This window comes from Micromonospora sp. NPDC050980 (assembly GCF_040653835.1).
Classification (GTDB): Bacteria; Actinomycetota; Actinomycetes; order Mycobacteriales; family Micromonosporaceae; genus Micromonospora.
Map to the genome: position 1 here is coordinate 204,647 of NZ_JBFAGS010000006.1, position 17,105 is coordinate 221,751.

At 73.0% G+C, this 17,105-nt stretch carries 15 protein-coding genes; 6 read left to right on the forward strand and 9 right to left on the reverse strand.

Annotation, left to right across the window (positions count from 1 at the left end; all coding sequences use genetic code 11):
* Nucleotides 1-36 precede the first annotated feature (36 nt).
* The 5 genes from AB0H28_RS12700 to ppdK form a co-directional block, all read right to left on the reverse strand.
* Nucleotides 37-1,674 carry a BCCT family transporter gene (locus AB0H28_RS12700; RefSeq protein WP_358037928.1) on the reverse strand — a complete coding sequence of 546 codons (1,638 nt, stop codon included), beginning with the start codon at nucleotides 1,672-1,674 and terminating at the stop codon, nucleotides 37-39.
* A gap of 148 nt (nucleotides 1,675-1,822) precedes the next feature.
* Nucleotides 1,823-2,659 carry a siderophore-interacting protein gene (locus AB0H28_RS12705; protein ID WP_358037931.1) on the reverse strand — a complete coding sequence of 279 codons (837 nt, stop codon included), beginning with the start codon at nucleotides 2,657-2,659 and terminating at the stop codon, nucleotides 1,823-1,825.
* Nucleotides 2,660-2,706: 47 nt separating this feature from the next.
* Nucleotides 2,707-3,939 carry a deoxyguanosinetriphosphate triphosphohydrolase gene (locus AB0H28_RS12710; protein ID WP_358037933.1) on the reverse strand — a complete coding sequence of 411 codons (1,233 nt, stop codon included), beginning with the start codon at nucleotides 3,937-3,939 and terminating at the stop codon, nucleotides 2,707-2,709.
* 48 nt (nucleotides 3,940-3,987) lie between these two features.
* Nucleotides 3,988-4,341 (reverse strand): VOC family protein, encoded by a 354-nt coding sequence (locus AB0H28_RS12715; protein ID WP_358037935.1) that lies wholly within the window; start codon nucleotides 4,339-4,341, stop codon nucleotides 3,988-3,990.
* Nucleotides 4,342-4,417: 76 nt separating this feature from the next.
* Nucleotides 4,418-7,129, reverse strand: coding sequence for a pyruvate, phosphate dikinase (gene ppdK, locus AB0H28_RS12720; RefSeq protein ID WP_358037938.1), 2,712 nt, complete (start codon nucleotides 7,127-7,129; stop codon nucleotides 4,418-4,420).
* A gap of 374 nt (nucleotides 7,130-7,503) precedes the next feature.
* Here ppdK and AB0H28_RS12725 point away from each other — a divergent pair, with 374 nt between their 5' ends.
* Nucleotides 7,504-9,189 (forward strand): beta-N-acetylhexosaminidase, encoded by a 1,686-nt coding sequence (locus AB0H28_RS12725; protein WP_358038243.1) that lies wholly within the window; start codon nucleotides 7,504-7,506, stop codon nucleotides 9,187-9,189.
* Between the two features lie 386 nt (nucleotides 9,190-9,575).
* On the forward strand, nucleotides 9,576-10,223 hold the full coding sequence (locus AB0H28_RS12730; RefSeq protein WP_358037941.1) for a C39 family peptidase: 648 nt from the start codon (nucleotides 9,576-9,578) through the stop codon (nucleotides 10,221-10,223).
* 54 nt (nucleotides 10,224-10,277) lie between these two features.
* Here the strand turns inward: AB0H28_RS12730 and dusB are convergent, their stop codons facing one another.
* Nucleotides 10,278-11,426: a tRNA dihydrouridine synthase DusB gene (dusB, locus tag AB0H28_RS12735; protein ID WP_358037943.1), complete on the reverse strand. Its 1,149-nt coding sequence runs from the start codon at nucleotides 11,424-11,426 to the stop codon at nucleotides 10,278-10,280.
* Nucleotides 11,427-11,603: 177 nt separating this feature from the next.
* Here dusB and AB0H28_RS12740 point away from each other — a divergent pair, with 177 nt between their 5' ends.
* Nucleotides 11,604-12,569: a type IV toxin-antitoxin system AbiEi family antitoxin domain-containing protein gene (locus AB0H28_RS12740; RefSeq protein ID WP_358037946.1), complete on the forward strand. Its 966-nt coding sequence runs from the start codon at nucleotides 11,604-11,606 to the stop codon at nucleotides 12,567-12,569.
* Between the two features lie 52 nt (nucleotides 12,570-12,621).
* On the opposite strand, the gene AB0H28_RS12745 is transcribed toward AB0H28_RS12740, so the two are convergent.
* The 3 genes from AB0H28_RS12745 to AB0H28_RS12755 all read right to left on the reverse strand — a co-directional run bounded on the left by AB0H28_RS12745 (nucleotide 12,622) and on the right by AB0H28_RS12755 (nucleotide 15,026).
* On the reverse strand, nucleotides 12,622-14,001 hold the full coding sequence (locus AB0H28_RS12745; RefSeq protein WP_358037949.1) for a glycine--tRNA ligase: 1,380 nt from the start codon (nucleotides 13,999-14,001) through the stop codon (nucleotides 12,622-12,624).
* Between the two features lie 112 nt (nucleotides 14,002-14,113).
* Nucleotides 14,114-14,659, reverse strand: a complete 546-nt coding sequence (locus tag AB0H28_RS12750) for a hypothetical protein (RefSeq protein ID WP_358037952.1) — start codon at nucleotides 14,657-14,659, stop codon at nucleotides 14,114-14,116.
* A gap of 25 nt (nucleotides 14,660-14,684) precedes the next feature.
* Nucleotides 14,685-15,026: an antibiotic biosynthesis monooxygenase family protein gene (locus tag AB0H28_RS12755; protein ID WP_358037955.1), complete on the reverse strand. Its 342-nt coding sequence runs from the start codon at nucleotides 15,024-15,026 to the stop codon at nucleotides 14,685-14,687.
* Between the two features lie 27 nt (nucleotides 15,027-15,053).
* Here AB0H28_RS12755 and AB0H28_RS12760 point away from each other — a divergent pair, with 27 nt between their 5' ends.
* From AB0H28_RS12760 to AB0H28_RS12770, 3 genes are all read left to right on the forward strand, one after another.
* The gene (locus tag AB0H28_RS12760; protein WP_358037958.1) at nucleotides 15,054-15,317 is read left to right on the forward strand and encodes a DUF6703 family protein; all 264 of its coding nucleotides are present in this window, start codon (nucleotides 15,054-15,056) and stop codon (nucleotides 15,315-15,317) included.
* 85 nt (nucleotides 15,318-15,402) lie between these two features.
* Complete coding sequence (locus AB0H28_RS12765) at nucleotides 15,403-16,344, forward strand: metal ABC transporter substrate-binding protein (RefSeq protein ID WP_358037961.1); 942 nt, start codon at nucleotides 15,403-15,405, stop codon at nucleotides 16,342-16,344.
* Nucleotides 16,341-17,105 (forward strand): ABC transporter ATP-binding protein, encoded by a 765-nt coding sequence (locus AB0H28_RS12770; protein WP_358037964.1) that lies wholly within the window; start codon nucleotides 16,341-16,343, stop codon nucleotides 17,103-17,105. The genes AB0H28_RS12765 and AB0H28_RS12770 overlap by 4 nt, the downstream gene beginning before the upstream one ends.

Genomic DNA, 17,105 nt, shown 5'->3' on the forward strand with positions numbered 1-17,105 from the left:
GCATCTCTACTATGATTCGAGGTACACCCGCTCTGCTCAGCGGCGGGGACGGTGCAACCAGCGGGTGACCGGCGGCGGCTCCTCCTCCTCGTACGACCGGGCCGCGCGCACGGCCGCGGCCAGGCCGGACCGGCGCGGGCGGTTCCCCGAGCGCAGGACCGGGTCGGCGGCCATCTCCCGGACCAGGGACACCGCCAGGCCGAGCATCACCACCACGAACGGCAGCGCCACCAGGATGGTGGCCTGCTGCAACGCGCCCAGACCGCCGGCCAGCAGCAACGCCGCCGCGACCGCGCCGATGAGCACGCCCCACAGCACCACCACGCCACGGTGCGGCCGAAGCGCGCCCCGCGAACTCAGCGAGCCGAGCACCAGCGACGCCGAGTCGGCGCTGGTGACGAAGTAGAGCGCGATCAGCACCATGGCGAGCACGCTGGTCACCGTGGCCAGCGGAAGCGCCTCCAGCAGCCCGAACAGCGCCTGCTCCGAGCCGGCGTCCACGTCGGCCACCAGGTCCCGCGTGCCGGTGGCCTGGGTCCGCAACGCGGTGCCGCCCATCACCGCGAACCAGACCGCGCTCGCGCCGCTGGGCACCAGCAGCACCCCGACCAGGAACTGCCGGACCGTGCGGCCCCGCGAGATGCGAGCGATGAACGTGCCCACGAACGGCGCCCAGGAGATCCACCACGCCCAGTAGAAGATCGTCCACGACCCCAGCCAGGCCGGGTCGGAGAACGCCCCGGTGCGGGTCGACATGCGCACCAGGCCGCTCAGGTAGTCACCGACCGAGGCCGGCAAGACCTCAAGCGTGTAGACCGTCGGGCCGACCACGAACACGAACAGCATCAGCGCCACGGCGATCAGCACGTTTGTGGTGGACAGCCACTTCACGCCGCGATGCAGGCCGGAGAAGGCCGACACCACGAACGCCAGGGTGAGTGCGCCGATGACCACCAACTCGACACCCCGGCTGTCCGGCACGCCGGTCACCAGGTCCAGCCCGGCCGCGACCTGCAGCGCGCCGAGGCCCAGGCTGGTCGCCGAGCCGAACACGGTGGCGAAGACCGCCAGCAGGTCGATCGCCCGGCCGATCGGGCCGTCCGTCCGGGCGCCGAGCAGCGGCGCGAACGCCGACGAGATCCGGTTGCCCCGCCCCTTGCGGAACGTCGAGTAGGCGAGCGCCAGCGCCGCGATCGCGTAGATGCCCCACGGGTGCAGCGTCCAGTGGAAGAGGGTGTACCGCATGGCCGCCGCGGCGGCGGCACCCGTCTGCGGTTCCACGCCGGAGGACGGCGGCGGCGTCGCGTAGTGCTGGATCGGCTCGGCGACGGCGAAGAAGACCAGGCCGATGCCCATCCCGGCGCTGAACATCATGGCGATCCAGGCCAGCGCGTCGAACTCCGGCTCGTCGTCGTCACCGCCCAGCCGGATCCGGCCGAAGCGGGAGGCGGCGAGCACCACCGCCAGCACCAGGAACGCGTCGGCCGCGAGCACGAAGAACCAACCGAACGTGCTGATCGTCCAGCTCAGCCCGGCCGCGCCGAACGACGCCAGGGAACCGCGCGCGAACACCCCCCAGGCCACCACCGCCAGCACCCCGGCCACGCCGAGCCCGAGCACCACCCGGTCGGCCGGCCGCGTCGCCGCCCGTTCCCCCGCCGTCTGTTCCGCCATGGCCCCATCCTGGGCGGCCCTTGGTCGGCGCGGGACGAAACGCCTTACCCGGCCCCCGCCGATCGTGGGAGGTGCGGCACCCGGGACGCGGGTTTCGCACCGGTACCGGAAATGCCGCAGGTCCACCCGACGAGGCGGGTGGCGAGGGTCAGGCGGGGGTGGGGGTGGCCTCCGCGGCCTCGACCTCGGCGTTCCAGGCCGGCTTGGCCGAACGCCAGCCCTCGTCGTCCAGGCCGCGCCGCCAGTAGCCGGAGATGGACAGGTCGTCGCGGGGCACCCCCCGGTCCACCCGCAGCAGGCGACGCAACTCCTTCACCGCGCCGGCCTCGCCGTGCACGAACGCGTGCACCCGGCCGGGCGGGAACTCCAACGCCCGGACCGCCTCGACCAGCGCCGCGCCGACCGGCCGTCCGGCCCGGTGCAGCCAGCGCAGCTCGACCGCGCCGGCGCTGGCCAGCGGCAGCTCGTCGGCGGGGCCGGACACCTCGACGTAGACCCGGGCCGGCGCACCGGCCGGCAGCCGCTCCAGGGCGGCGGCGATCGCCGGCAACGCGCTCTCGTCGCCGGCCAGCAGGTGCCAGTCGGCCGTCGGATCCGGCGCGTACGCGCCGCCGGGCCCGGTGAACAGCACCCGGTCGCCGGGGCGCAGCGCCGCGGCCCACGGACCGGCCAGCCCCTCGTCGCCGTGGTGGACCACGTCGACGGTCAGCTCGCCGGCCGCCGCGTCCCAGGCCCGCACCGTGTACGCCCGCAGCCGCGGCCACCGCGACGCCGGGAACTCCCGCTTGATGGTGGCCAGGTCGGTCGGGTGCGGATAGGTCACCCCGGCCGGCGCGAAGACGAACTTCACGTAGTGGTCGGTGTGGGCGCCCACCGGCAGACCGGCCAGCTCCGGGCCGCCCAGCACGAGGCGGATCAGGTGCGGGGTGGGCCGCGTGGTGCGGACGACCGTGGCGGCGGTGAGCTTCTTCGGGCGATCCGTCATGCGCTTAGGTTACCCTAACTTCACGCCGGCTCCGTGGGGGCGGTCGGTCAGCTCGGCGACACCAGCCGGGCGTGCCAGGCCAGGGCGGCCGGGTCGGTGAGCGAGGCCACCTGGTCGATCACCACGCGCAGCCGGGCGGCGTCGTCCGGAGCGTCCCGCCAGAGCGGGGCGAAGACCTCGTCGAGCGCGTCCGGGGCGCGGTCGAGCAGCGTGGCGACCAGCTCGGCCAGGACCTCGCGCTGCCGGCCGTAGCGGCCACTGGCGCCGGGGCGGCGCATCACGTAGCGCAGGGCGATGCCCTTGAGCAGCGCACACTGCGCCCGGATCCGGCGCGGCACCACCAGGTCGGCGGCGTAACGGCGATGCGGGCCGGGGCCGTGACGCGCCTCGGTGGCGGCCACCACGGTCGACACGAAACGGCCGGTGAGCACGCTCGTGGTGGCCTTCAACGCGGCCAGCGACCGGTGGCTGCCGTCGTACGCGGCGAGCGGGGCGAGCACCGGGTCGGCGAGCAGCTCGGCCAGCACCTCCCCCAGGTCCTCCGGGGCCTCACCGGAATAGGTGGACGCCACGTCGGCGCAGAGCGCCCGCCGCTCGTCCTCGTCGGCCAGCAACGGGCGCAGGTCCACATATCCGCCGTGGATGCCGTCCTCCACGTCGTGCACCGAGTACGCCACGTCGTCGGCCCAGTCCATCACCTGGGCCTCCAGGCAGCGCCGGTCACCGGGCGGAGCGCCGGCGCGCACCCAGTCGAAGACCGGGCGGTCGTCGGCGTACACGCCGAACTTGCGCTCGCCGGGACGACGCGGCCACGGATATTTGCCGACCGCGTCGAGCGCGGCCCGGGTCAGGTTCAGCCCGGCGGAGCGCCCGTCCGGGGCGAGCACCTTCGCCTCCAGCCGGGTGAGCACCCGCAGTGTCTGCGCGTTGCCCTCGAAGCCGCCGGCGGGGGCGGCGAGGGCGTCCAGGGCGTACTCACCGTTGTGGCCGAACGGCGGGTGACCCAGGTCGTGGGCGAGCCCGGCGGTGTCCACCACGTCGGCGTCACAGCCGAGGCGCGCGCCCATCTCGCGGGCGATCTGCGCCACCTCCAGCGAGTGGGTCAGCCGGGTACGCAGGAAGTCGTCGGTGCCGGCGGTGTGCACCTGGGTCTTCGCGGCGAGCCGGCGGAACGCCGCCGAGTGCAGCACCCGGGCCCGGTCGCGCTCGAACGGCGACCGCCCGTACCCGGTGTCCTTGGGCGCCTCGGCGACCAGCCGCGCCGCGTCGTCAGCAGGCACGCGGACGCAGCGACCGAAGGTCGCGACTGCGGGGCCCGCAACACCGGCTCACTCCGCGCGCTCCCGGAGAACACAGAATTCGTTGCCCTCCGGGTCGGCCAGCACGGTCCACTCCACGTCGCCCTGCCCGACGTCGACGTGCCGCGCGCCCATGTCGACAAGCCGTTCCACCTCGGCCTCCTGGTCGGTCGGGCGCAGGTCGACGTGCAGCCGGTTCTTGCCCGCCTTCGGGCCGGAGGCCGGGACGAACACCAGACCCGGGAGCGTGTCGGGGGTCCGCCGGATCTCCACCTCGTCCGGCTTGTCGGTGATCACCTGATAGCCCAGCGCCTCGGCCCACCAGCGGGCGAGCCGGGACGGGTCCCGGGCGTCGACTACCAGGCTGTCCCAGACGGCGGTCATGCGGCCACCCCTCCTGATCGACACGTGGTGGAAGCTCAGGTTACGCCGGGGTGCCCGCAATGGCGCGTCGGGCGGGTCAGCGGGAGTCGGAGCCGGTCGTGGTGATCACCGCGCGACCGGCCTCCAGCCGGGCCACCGGCACCCGGAACGGCGAGCAGGAGACGTAGTCCAACCCGACGGAGTGGAAGAAGTGCACCGAGTCCGGGTCACCGCCGTGCTCGCCGCAGACGCCGAGCTTGAGCCCGGGCCGGGCCGCCCGGCCCTCCTCGGCGGCGATCCGGACCAGCCGGCCGACGCCGTCGGCGTCGATCGACTCGAACGGCGAGATGCCGAAGATGCCCAGCTCCAGGTAGCGCCAGAAGAACGCGCCCTCCACGTCGTCGCGGGAGAAGCCCCACGCCATCTGGGTCAGGTCGTTGGTGCCGAAGGAGAAGAACTCGGCCGCCTCGGCGATCTGCCCGGCGGTCAGCGCCGCCCGCGGCACCTCGATCATCGTGCCGATCAGCACGTCGACGCCGCTGTCGCCGACCACCTCGGCGATGATCTTCTCGGCCTCCGCCCGTACCGTCTCCAGTTCCTGCACGGCGCCGACCAGCGGCACCATGATCTCCGGGCAGGCCGTCCCGCCGTCGCGGGCGACCGCGACGGCGGCCTCGGCGATGGCGCGGACCTGCATGGCGAACAGGCCCGGGATGACCAGACCGAGCCGGACCCCGCGCAGGCCCAGCATCGGGTTCTCCTCGTGCATCCGCCGCACGGCGGCCAGCAGCGCCTCCTCCTTGGCCACGTCCTCGCCGCGTTCCTGGGCGACCGCGACGTTGACCGCGAGTTGCTCCAGCGGGGGCAGGAACTCGTGCAGCGGCGGGTCGATCAGCCGCACGGTGACCGGCAGCCCGTCCATCTGTCGGAAGATCTCCACGAAGTCGGCCCGCTGCAACGGCAGCAGCGCGGCGAGCGCCTCGTCGCGCTGCTGCCCGCCCTCGGCGAGGATGAGCCGCTCGACCAGTTCCCGGCGGTCGCCCAGGAACATGTGCTCGGTGCGGCACAGGCCGATGCCCTCGGCGCCGAAGCGCCGGGCCCGCGCCGCGTCCGCGCCGGTGTCGGCGTTCGTGCGCACCCGCAGCCGCCGCGCCGCGTCGGCGTGCGTCATGATCCGGTGTACGGCCCGGACCAGCGCGTCGTCGGTGGTCTCCGGGTCGAGTTCGCCCTCGAAGTACTGCACCACCTCGGACGGCATGACCGGCACCTCACCGAGATAGACCTTGCCGGTGGTGCCGTCGATGGAAATCAGATCACCCTCGGTGACGGTCCGCCCGGCCACGGTGAACTTCTTCGCCGGGACGTTCACCTCCAGCTCGTCGGCGCCGGAGACGCAGGTCTTGCCCATGCCGCGGGCCACCACGGCGGCGTGGCTGGTCTTGCCGCCGCGCGAGGTGAGGATGCCGTTGGCGGCGATCATGCCGGTCAGGTCGTCCGGGTTGGTCTCCCGGCGGACCAGGATCACCGGCTCGCCCGCGGCGGCCAACTCGACGGCGCGGGCCGAGGTGAAGACCACCTTGCCGGACGCGGCGCCCGGCGACGCGCCGATGCCCCTGGCGACCGGCTGGAACTCGTGGTCGAGCTGGAAGCGCGGGAACATCAACTGGGCGAGCTGCGCCCCGTTGACCCGGTGCAGCGCCTCGTCCAGGTCGATCAGGCCCTCGTCGACGAGCTGGCCGGCGATGACGAACGCGGCGGCGGCGGTGCGTTTGCCGACCCGGGTCTGCAGCATCCAGAGCTTGCCGCGCTCGATGGTGAACTCGATGTCGCAGAGATCCTTGTAGTGCTCCTCCAGCCGGGCCATGATGCCGAGCAGTTCGTCGTAGGAGGTCTTGTCGAGCTGTTCCAGCTCCTGCAACGGCACCGTGTTGCGGATGCCGGCCACCACGTCCTCGCCCTGGGCGTTGGCCAGGTAGTCGCCGTAGATGCCCTGCGCACCGCTGCCCGGGTCGCGGGTGAACGCCACACCGGTGCCGGAGTCGGGCCCGAGGTTGCCGAAGACCATGCTGACCACGTTGACCGCGGTGCCCAGGTCGGCCGGGATGCGCTCCTGCCGGCGGTAGAGGATGGCCCGCTCCGCGTTCCACGAGTCGAAGACCGCGCGGATGGCCAGGTCGAGCTGCTCCCGCGGCTCCTGCGGAAACTCCCGCCCGGTGTGCTTGGCGAAGATCTTCTTGTACGCGTCGACAAGCCCGCGCAGGTCGTCGGCGTCCAGGTCGAGGTCGTCGTGCGTGCCCTTGGCATGCTTGGCCTCGTCGAGCGCGTGCTCGAACTCCTCGCCGGGCACCTCGCAGACGGTCTTGCCGAACATCTGGATCAGGCGGCGGTAGGAGTCCCAGGCGAACCTGTCGTTCTGCCCCGCCTGCCGGCTCAGGCCGACCACGCTGCGGTCGTTGAGGCCGACGTTGAGGACGGTCTCCATCATGCCGGGCATGGAGAACTTGGCGCCGGAGCGCACCGAGACCAGCAGCGGGTCGTCCGGGTCGCCGAGCCGGCGGCCCATCTGGCGTTCCAGTGCCTCCAGGTGCGCCTCGATCTGCCCGGCCAGGCCGTCCGGCTCGCGCCCGGTCGTCAGGTACGCCTGGCAGGCCTCGGTGGTGATCGTGAAGCCGGGCGGGACGGGCAGGCCGAGGTTGGTCATCTCGGCCAGGTTGGCCCCCTTGCCACCGAGCAGGTCCTTGAGGTCCTTGTTGCCCTCGGCGAAATCGTAGACGTACTTACTCTCGACCGTTTCCTCTTGCGCTGCCACCAGAGCCTCCCACGCGCGCCATTGACACTTAACGAAAATTCAGTTCGGACATACCCCGGGACCGACCACCGATAATCCCGGCTCGTCAGCGCTCGGTGGGCGAAGGTTAAGCGAACTTCGCGAGACCTGGGACCGTTCGGTGACAATCGGCACAACAGTCACCACTGCCCGCGTCCGTACGGGCATTTGGGAACGCTTCCACGCGCAGGATCACGCAATTCCGATTCCCCTCGTACCCTTGACGGCACCGGATATCGCCGAACCTGACCTTTGCCATATCCCGCACGAATACACCCCTCGGAGCCGTCGCCGTGCCGACCAACCCCGCAGTCCCCGAGACCGGGCCGGACCCCGCCCGGACGCCGACCGACCACCTGCCCGGCGGGTCGCCGGCCGACCACCTGCCCGGCCGGCTGACGGCCGCCGGTGAGCTGGCTCGCGTCGCCGCCGAGCGGGCCGCCGACCTGCTCACCCCGCCCGCGCCGGTCCGTCTCGGCGACGTGGTGCCGGCCCCCGAGCAGGTGTTCCCCGACCCGGTCGCCGACTTCACGCTGACCCCGGACGCGGCGATCCGGGTCGACCCCGCCGGTCGGGACGCGGCCGAACAGCTCGCCGGCTGGCTGCGCCCGGCCACCGGGTTTCCGCTCCCGGTGGCCGACACGACCGACCCCGCCGAGGGCCGGTTGACGCTCACCCTCTCGGCCGCCGACGCCGCGCTCGGCGCACCAGGCGGGGACGGGCCCGACACCGGCGGCGCGGCCGGCGACGTGGCGCTCGGTGACGAGGGTTACCGCCTCGACGTCACCGCCGCCGGCATCCGGATCACCGCCGCGACCCGAGCCGGGCTGTTCCACGGCGCACAGACGTTGCGGCAGCTCCTCCCGGCGGCGATCGAGAACGGCGCCCCGGTCACGGAACGCTGGACGGTGCCGGGTGGCACGATCGTCGACCGGCCGCGCTTCGCCTACCGGGGCGTCATGCTCGACGTCGCCCGGCACTTCTTCGGCGTCGCCGACGTGCTGCGGGTCGTCGACCACCTGGCCCGCTACAAGCTCAACCACCTGCACCTGCACCTCACCGACGACCAGGGCTGGCGGATCGCCGTCGACTCCTGGCCCCGGCTCGCCGAGGTCGGCGGCGCCACCGCGGTCGGCGGCGGGCCGGGCGGCTGGTACACCCGGGACGACTACCGGCGCATCGTCGCCCACGCCGCCCGTCGCCACGTGACAGTGGTGCCCGAGATCGACCTGCCCGGGCACACCAACTCGGCGCTCGTCGCCTACCCGGAGCTGGCGCCCGACAAGACCGCGCCGCCGCCCTACACCGGCACAGAGGTCGGGTTCAGCTACGTCGACCCGGCCGACGAGCGGACGTACGCCTTCGTCGCCGACGTCATCGGCGAGGTGGCCGCGCTGACCCCCGGCCCGTGGCTGCACCTCGGCGGCGACGAGGCGTTCAAGGTGCCGGCCGACAGCTACCGCGCCTTCGTCGAGCGGGCCCAGGCGCTGGTCGCGGCCACCGGCAAGACGATCATCGGCTGGCACCAGATCGCCCCGGCCGGGCACGTCGACGGGCGCGTCCTGCAGTGGTGGGGCACCGACGGCGACGACCCCGCGACGGCCGACGCGGTGCGCCGGGGCGCCCGGCTCATCCTCTCCCCCGGCAACCGCGCCTACCTAGACATGAAGTACGCCCCAAACACCCCGATCGGGCACGACTGGGCCGGCCTGGTCGACGTGCGCCGGGCGTACGACTGGGACCCCGGCGCACACGTCGACGGCGTGCCGGCGGCGGCCGTGCTTGGCGTCGAGGCGCCGCTGTGGACCGAGTCGATCACCACTCGCGCCGAGGCCGAGTTCATGATCTTTCCCCGCCTGCCCGCGCTGGCCGAGCTGGGCTGGTCGCCCCGCCACCGGCACGACTGGGCCGGGTTCGCCGAGCGGCTCGCCGGCCACGGCCCGCGCTGGACCGCCGCCGGCATCACCTTCCACCGTTCCCCCGAGATCCCCTGGCCAACCCGGCGCCCCCCGTCCCCCCAGCCCGCCAGAACCCCCGCCTGACTCCCACCCCCACCCCAGCCTCGATCATGAGGTTGGCGGCGACAAACCGGACATGACGTGCCGCCAACTTCATGATCGACACGCGGGAGGGCAGGGCGGGGTGGGTGACGGTGAGGCGTTTTGAGGGAGTATGGGTGGGTATGTTCGGATCGGAGAACGGAATCGATGCCCGCCCCCGGGCGTTGTACCTGGCTCACCCCCGCAGACCGCGAGCTCGCCCCCGAAGACCGCGAGCCGGAGCGCCCAGAACCGGGGAATGCCGGGGCCCACCCGGCGGTTACACCCCCGAGCCGCCGAGCAGGTCGCCACCCGCTGACCGCCGGCCGGCACGGACCTCCCCCGCGGCGCCCCCGCGCCGCACACCCCCGACGCAGAGGAGTCGCATCATGCGTACCGATCTGATCCGCAAGACCGCGCTGACCGTCGCCGGTATCGCCGCCACCGCCGGTGGCATCGCCGGCCCCGCCATCGCCGCCCAGGCCGCCCCGGCCGAGCGCGCCGCCCAGGTCGTCGTCGACCGCAAGAGCCACGGCGAGCGTGAGCTGGACGTGCGCTACGAGGCACAGCCCAACTTCTACTTCTGCGGCCCGGCCGCGGCCCGCAACGCGCTCAGCGTGCAGGGCAAGAACATCGACGTGGACACCATGGCCCAGGAGATGGGCACCACCGAGGCCGGCACCAACTCGATCAACGACATCACGCCGGTGCTGAACAAGGAGACCGGCAAGGACGTCTACAAGTCCACCGAGATCCCGGTGGACAAGGTCGGTGACAAGGTCGACAAGCTGCGCGCCGACATCGTGCGCGCGGTGGACGACGGCCGGGCCGTGGTGGCCAACATCGCCGGCACGGCGACCGACACCGACGGCACCGTCCACTCCTTCGAGGGTGGCCACTACATCAGCGTGGTGGGCTACCGCGACGACGGCAAGATCGTGACGATCGCCGACTCGGCGAACCCGGACCAGGCCGCCTACCGGATGGACGTGGACGCCCTGGCGCACTGGATCGCCAGCCGCGGCTACAGCTCCTGACGAACGTCGACGGGCCCGACCCCCGCGGGGGTCGGGCCCGTCGGTGTACCCGGGTCAGCCGCCCGAGTCGTCCAGCTCCGCACCCTCCGGCGGGGTGTCGTCGTCACGGCTGTCCAGCCAACCGTCGGGCAGGAAGACCTTGCCCGGGGAGTTGGTGCGGCCCCGGGGCTGCCCGAGCGTCTCCACCGGGAACGGCACCGCCGGGTCGAGCTTGCCGAGCAGGTCGTCGAGCTGGGCCAGACTCTCGATCATGGCGAGCGAGCGGCGCAGTTCGCCGCCGATCGGGAAACCCTTCAGATACCAGGCCACGTGCTTGCGGAAGTCGGTGCAGCCGTCCCGCTCGCCCCGGGCCGGACTGCGGGCCCCCGCCACGAACTGCTCCACCAGCAGCTCGGCGTGCCGCCGCATGGTCACCGCCACCTCGCCCAGGGTGGGCAGCCGCCGGTCGGTACGGCCGTCGAACGCGGCCTCCAGGTCGGCGAAGAGCCACGGCCGGCCCAGACAACCGCGCCCCACCACCACGCCGTCCACGCCGGTGTGCGCGACCATCCGCAGCGCGTCCTCGCCCTCCCAGATGTCGCCGTTGCCGAGCACCGGCACGTCGAGCGCCGCCTTGAGCGTGGCGATGGCATCCCAGTCAGCGGTGCCCGAATAGCGCTGCGCCGCCGTACGCCCGTGCAGGGCGACCGCCGCGACACCGGCGTCCTGGGCGGCCAGCCCGGCCTCCACGTACGTCAGGTGGTCGTCGTCGATGCCCTTGCGCATCTTGACCGTGACCGGCACCCCGGCGGGTGACGCGGCGTCCACCGCGGCCCGGACCAGCCGGGCGAAGAGCCGGCGCCGCCACGGCAGCGCGGACCCGCCGCCGCGCCGGGTGACCTTGGGGACCGGGCAGCCGAAGTTGAGGTCGATGTGGTCGGCGAGGTCCCGCTCGACCACGATCCGCACCGCGGCTGCGGTGATCTCCGGGTCGGTGCCGTAGAGCTGGAGGCTGCGGGGGTGCTCGTCGGCGCCGAACGCGATCATGCGAAGCGTCTTCGGGTTCCGCTCGACCAGCGCCCGGGTGGTGATCATCTCGCAGACGTAGATGCCGCCGCCCTGCTCGCGGCAGAGTCGCCGGAAGCCGACGTTGGTGATGCCGGCCATCGGCGCGAGCACCACCGGCGGCCACACGGCATGCGGCCCGATCCTCAGCTCATCCACCGCCCAAGTGTAAGGAGGGGCCCCCTGTTAACGCCTTCTGCATAGCAGGGGCCCCCTGTTAACACGGCGCATATCACAGAGCCGGCGGGACGGCGGAGTGCTCCACAAGCGGGCCGTGTCCACAGGGCGGTGCGCGTGGGGCGGCACGGCGGCGGCGCGGTGGGCCAACCTCCGGGCATGGTTGAACTCGCTCCCGCGCTGGCGGAGACGGCCCACCGGCAGCAGCAGATCCTCACCCGGGCCCAACTGCTCGCCGCCGGCTTCGACGACATGTTCCTCTACCGGCAGACCCGACGCGGCTTGTGGCAACGGGTGCTCCCCGCCACGTACGCGCTGGTCACCGGGACGTTGACGGAGGAGCAGCGGCGGATCTCCGCAGCCCTGTACGCGGGCCCGGAGGCCCAGCTCACCGGGCTGGCGGCGCTGGTCTGGTACGGCTTCCGATACAGCCCGCGGACGGACGCCGTACACCTGATCGTGCCGCACTGGACGCGGCGGAAGTCCTCCGGTCACGCGGTGATCGCCCGCGCGCTTGCCGTCGACGACAAGGCCCGGCGCACGGCGCTCTACCCGGTCTGCTCACCCGCCCGCGCGGTGGTCGACGCGGCTCGCGACCTGCGACAGCTTCGCCCGGTACGGGCCATCGTGGCCGAGGCCGTGCAGCGCGGCTTCACCGACCTCACCGCTCTGGACGAGGAGGTCCGGCGGGCCCGCCGTAGCCGGACGGCCCTCGTCCGGAAGGCGTTCTCCGAGGTGCTCGCCGGCACCAGGTCCGCGCCCGAGGCCGAGTTGCGGGAGTGTCTGGCCGGCAGTCCGGTGCTGCCGGACCTGCTCTGGAATCCGCGGCTGTGCGCCGGGGACGGGCGACGGCTCCCCACGCCGGACGGCTATCTGGCCGACGCGGCGGTGGCGCTGGAGGTGGACTCGCAGGAGTTCCACTTCGCCCCCGGCGACTGGGCGCGCACGCTCGACCGGCACAACGAGCTGAGCCGGTCGGGGGTGCTCATCCTGCACTTCACGCCGGCGCAGATCCGGCGGAGCCCGGCGCTGGTGCGGCGGACGGTGGAGGAGGCGTACGAGGCGCGGCGCGGCCTGGCCGCGACCATCGACGTGCGGGTCGAACCGCCGCCCGCGCAGGTGTGAGACGGGGCCCCTTCTCGACCGGAAACGTTAAGAAGGGGCCCGTGCTTACACCTCAGCAGCCGGGGAGGCGCTCGATGAGGTAGCGCTCGACCTGGTCGAGGGCGACGCGCTCCTGGGCCATGGTGTCCCGGTTGCGCACCGTCACCGCGTCGTCGTCGAGGGTGTCGAAGTCGACGGTGACGCAGAACGGCGTGCCGATCTCGTCCTGCCGGCGGTAGCGGCGGCCGATCGCCTGCGAGTCGTCGAACTCGACCACCCAGCGCTTGCGCAGGTCGGCGGCGAGCTGCTTGGCCTTGGGCGAGAGCGCCTCGTTGCGGGACAGCGGCAGCACCGCCACCTTGACCGGGGCCAGCCGCGGGTCGAAGCGCATCACGGTGCGCTTGTCCACGCCGCCCTTGGTGTTCGGCGCCTCGTCCTCGTCGTACGCCTCCAGCAGGAACGCCAGCACCGCGCGGGTGAGCCCGGCGGCCGGCTCGATCACGTACGGCATCCAGCGCTCGCCCTTGGCCTGGTCGAAGTACGACAGGTCGACGCCGGAGTGCTTGCTGTGCGTGGACAGGTCGAAGTCGGTGCGGTTGGCGATGCCCTCCAGCTCGGCGAACTCGCTGCCGCCGAACTGGAACTTGTACTCGATGTCGACGGTGCGCTTCGAGTAGTGGGAGAGCTTCTCCTTGGGGTGCTCGTAGAAGCGCAGGTTCTCCTCGGACAGGCCCAGGTCGAGATACCAGTTCCAGCGCTCCTGAAGCCAGTATTCGTGCCACTGCTCGTCGGTGCCCGGCTCGACGAAGAACTCCATCTCCATCTGCTCGAACTCGCGGGTGCGGAAGATGAAGTTGCCCGGGGTGATCTCGTTGCGGAACGACTTGCCGGTCTGCGCGATGCCGAACGGCGGCTTCTTGCGGGCGACCGTCTCCACGTTCTTGTAGTTGACGAAGATGCCCTGGGCGGTCTCCGGGCGCAGGTAGTGCAGGCCCTCGTCGCTCTCCACCGGGCCCAGGTAGGTCTTCATCAGGCCGTTGAACATCTTCGGCTCGGTGAAGGTGCCCTTGTTGCCGCAGTTGGGGCAGTTCAGCTCCGTCAGCGAGGTCAGCGGCTTGCCGTGCTTGGCCTCGTACGCCTCCTCCAGGTGGTCGGCGCGGAACCGCTTGTGGCAGGACTGGCACTCGGTCAGCGGGTCGACGAACTCGGCGATGTGGCCGCTGGCCTCCCAGACCTTGCGGGCCAGGATGACCGCGGAGTCGAGGCCGACGACGTCGTCACGCTGTTGGACCATGGTGCGCCACCACTGCCGGCGGACGTTCTCCTTGAGTTCGACGCCGAGCGGGCCGTAGTCCCACGCCGACCGGGTGCCCCCGTAGATCTCGCTGGAGGGGAAGACGAAGCCCCGGCGCTTGGCGAGGCTGACGACGGCGTCGATACGGTCGGCTGGCATGTTTCCTCCTACGCCGGCTGGCGGTCGGCGCGGTCGAGTTGGATGGTTCCGGGCTGTTCGGGACAACGGTACGACCGCCTCGGCCCCGAGCCCAGCAGAATACCGGGCGCGGTCAGCTCACCCCGCAGACCTCCATGCCGCCGGTCTGCCGGTCGGGGGCCAGCGTGACGGTCTGCGCCTCCCGCCGGCCGCCGGCCAGCGTGACGTCCACCGGCACGGTCAGCGTGGCGGTGTCGACCTGGCCCACCCGGTAGCCGGAGATCTGCGGTTCGGTGGCGACCCGCTGCGCGAACTCCGACCGGGACTCGCGTCGCCGGACGTCGTCGCAGAGCTGGTCGTAGGCCGTGGACCACTCCCGGGCGACCAGGGCCTGGTAGTAGTCGTCGGTGACCGCCCGGCCCTGCTCGCCGATCGCCTGCACGTTGCTCACGGCCAGGCCGACGATCGCCGCGCCGCCCCCACCGCAGCAGAGCAGCACGGCCAGCGCGCCGACGCCGAGGGCGAGCCAGAGCCGGGCCCGCCGGCCCTCGGTGGGCGGGGCGGCGAACGGCGGGGCGACGCCGGGACCGGCCGGCGGCGTGGGAACGCCCGGGTCCGCCGGGGTCGCGCCGGGCGGCACGGGTGACGGGGGCGGCGCGGCCGGGCCGGGAGCGGTCATACGCGCCAGGGTAGTGCCCCCGGTCTCAGCGGTGCGGGCCTGCGGCTCGATCGCTGGCGGCGACGACGATCTCGCCCTGCGGGGCGGCGGACGCGAGCGTCTCGAACGCCGACGGCTCGTCCACCGACCGGGCGAGCAGAGGCACCGCAGTGACCTTGACGTCGAAGCCGCCGAGCGCCCGCCGGTAGGCCCCGACCGACTCCCACTCGGTGAGCAGGCACCAGTGGGCGGGGTCGTCGAGCGCCCGCAGCAGTTCGCCGCGCAGGTAGCCGGGGCGGGCGGCGAGCGCGGCCAGCGCGGCGTGCGCCTCCCGGGTGAACTCGTCAGCCGTTTCGGCGTCCACCACGAACCGGTTGGTGACCAGCACGGCGTTCCTCCTCGTAGAGTTTGTGGCATGCAGCGTACGCAGAGTCTCGTGCTGTCCCGGTTGGCCCGGCTCAACCCGACGACGGTGTTCCTCGCCGCGCTGGTGCTGGTGCTGGTCGGCCTGTTCGCGCCCGGTCCGGCCGGTGGCGTCCTGTTGCTGGCGCTGGCCGCCGGGCTGGTCTGGTTGATGTCGGTCACCTGGCCGGTGCAGGCGCCGACGACCCGGGTGCTCCGGCTGCTGATGCTCACCCTGTTGATCGCGGCGGCGCTGGCGAAGCTGATGGTCGGCTGAGCCGCGCCCGGCCGAGCCCGACCCGCGCTGACATGCAAGCATGCGTTTTTGACAATAATTTTCGTTGTCGCGGACAGTTGAGCCCATGACCGTTCGTGCCACCTCCCGCGCCCTGGCCGCCGCCGCCACCGCCCTGCTCGCCCTGGGCGGCGTCGCCGCCTGCTCGGACGGCGGCGGCGGGGGAAGCGACCCGGACAAGGTCGACGTGGTGGCCGCGTTCTACCCGCTGCAGTTCCTCGCCGAGCGGATCGGCGGCGACCGGGTGGTGGTCGACAACCTCACCAAGCCGGGCGCGGAGCCGCACGACCTGGAGCTCAACCCCCGCCAGGTCGGCCAGGTGGTCGACGCCGAGCTGATCGTCTACCTGACCGGCTTCCAGCCGGCAGTGGACGAGGCGGTCGCGCAGAACGGCGGCGACCGCGCGTTCGACGTGGCCGGCGTGGCGCCGCTGCGCGACGCCGCCGCCGGGGGCCACGAGCACGAGGGCGAGGCCGGGCACGAGGAGGAGAGCGGCGGCAAGGACCCGCACCTCTGGCTCGACCCGACCCGGCTGGCCAAGGTCGGTGACCGCCTCGCCGAACGCCTCGGCCGGGCCGACCCGGACCACGCCGCCGACTACACCGCCCGCGCCGGCGCGTTGCGCGCCGAACTGGCGACGCTCGACACCGGGTACGCCGAGGGCCTGCGCACCTGCCAGCGGCGGGAGATCGTGACCAGCCACGCCGCCTTCGGCTACCTGGCCGAGCGCTACCGGTTGGAGCAGATCGGGCTCACCGGGCTGACCCCGGAGTCCGAGCCGTCCCCGCAGCGGCTCGCCGAGGTGGCGGCGGAGGCCCGGGAGCACCGGGCCGGCACCATCTTCTTCGAGACACTGGTCAGCCCGAAGGTCGCCGAGACGATCGCCCGGGAGGTCGGGGCGCGGACGGCGGTCCTGGACCCGATCGAGGGCCCGCCGGCCGAGGGCGACTACCTCTCCGCGATGCGCGCCAACCTGAAGACCCTGCGAACCGCCCTGGACTGCTCATGACCTCACCCGTGATCGAGATCGCGCACGCCACCGTCGGCTACGACGGCCGGCCGGTGCTGCGCGACGTCTCGCTGACGCTGACCGCCGGCGAGGTGGTCGCCGTGCTCGGCGCCAACGGCTCCGGCAAGTCGACGCTGGTGCGCGCCGCGCTCGGTCTGGTGCCGCTCGGCGCCGGGTCGGTCGCCCTGTTCGGCACGCCGCAACGCCGCTTCCGGCAGTGGCACCGCGTCGGGTACGTCCCGCAGCGGCTCGGCGCCGGCGGCGGGGTGCCCGCCACCGTGGCCGAGGTGGTGGCAGCCGGGCGGCTGGCCCGCCGGGGCGTGCTCCGGCCGGCCGGGCGGGCGGACCGGGCGGCGGTGACGGAGGCGCTGCGCGCGGTCGGGCTGGCCGACCGGGCCGGTGATCCGGTGGCCACCCTCTCCGGGGGCCAGCAGCAGCGCGCGCTGATCGCCCGGGCGCTGGCCGGCGGGCCGGAACTGCTGGTGCTCGACGAGCCGACCGCCGGGGTGGACGCGGCCAGCCAGGAGGCGTTCGCGGGGGCGCTGCGCGCGTTCCGCGACGGCGGCGGCACGGTGCTGCTGGTCGCCCACGAGCTGGGGCCGCTGCGCCCGCTGATCAGCCGGGCCGTGGTGGTGCACCAGGGCGGGATCGCCCACGACGGCGCGGTGCCGGAGCCGGCCGGCCACCACGCCGACCCGGACCACGAACACGTGCACCCGCACTGCGACGAGGAGCCCGACGGGCTCTGGACGGGCATCTGA

What these genes read in the sequence shown, in the direction of transcription:
- AB0H28_RS12700 (WP_358037928.1), bottom strand. Translation starts at nt 1,674, where the DNA reads ATGGCGGAACAGACGGCGGGGGAACGGGCGGCGACGCGGCCGGCCGAC.
- AB0H28_RS12705 (WP_358037931.1), bottom strand. Translation starts at nt 2,659, where the DNA reads ATGACGGATCGCCCGAAGAAGCTCACCGCCGCCACGGTCGTCCGCACC.
- AB0H28_RS12715 (WP_358037935.1), bottom strand. Translation starts at nt 4,341, where the DNA reads ATGACCGCCGTCTGGGACAGCCTGGTAGTCGACGCCCGGGACCCGTCC.
- AB0H28_RS12730 (WP_358037941.1), top strand. Translation starts at nt 9,576, where the DNA reads ATGCGTACCGATCTGATCCGCAAGACCGCGCTGACCGTCGCCGGTATC.
- AB0H28_RS12740 (WP_358037946.1), top strand. Translation starts at nt 11,604, where the DNA reads ATGGTTGAACTCGCTCCCGCGCTGGCGGAGACGGCCCACCGGCAGCAG.
- AB0H28_RS12745 (WP_358037949.1), bottom strand. Translation starts at nt 14,001, where the DNA reads ATGCCAGCCGACCGTATCGACGCCGTCGTCAGCCTCGCCAAGCGCCGG.
- AB0H28_RS12750 (WP_358037952.1), bottom strand. Translation starts at nt 14,659, where the DNA reads ATGACCGCTCCCGGCCCGGCCGCGCCGCCCCCGTCACCCGTGCCGCCC.
- AB0H28_RS12760 (WP_358037958.1), top strand. Translation starts at nt 15,054, where the DNA reads ATGCAGCGTACGCAGAGTCTCGTGCTGTCCCGGTTGGCCCGGCTCAAC.
- AB0H28_RS12765 (WP_358037961.1), top strand. Translation starts at nt 15,403, where the DNA reads ATGACCGTTCGTGCCACCTCCCGCGCCCTGGCCGCCGCCGCCACCGCC.
- AB0H28_RS12770 (WP_358037964.1), top strand. Translation starts at nt 16,341, where the DNA reads ATGACCTCACCCGTGATCGAGATCGCGCACGCCACCGTCGGCTACGAC.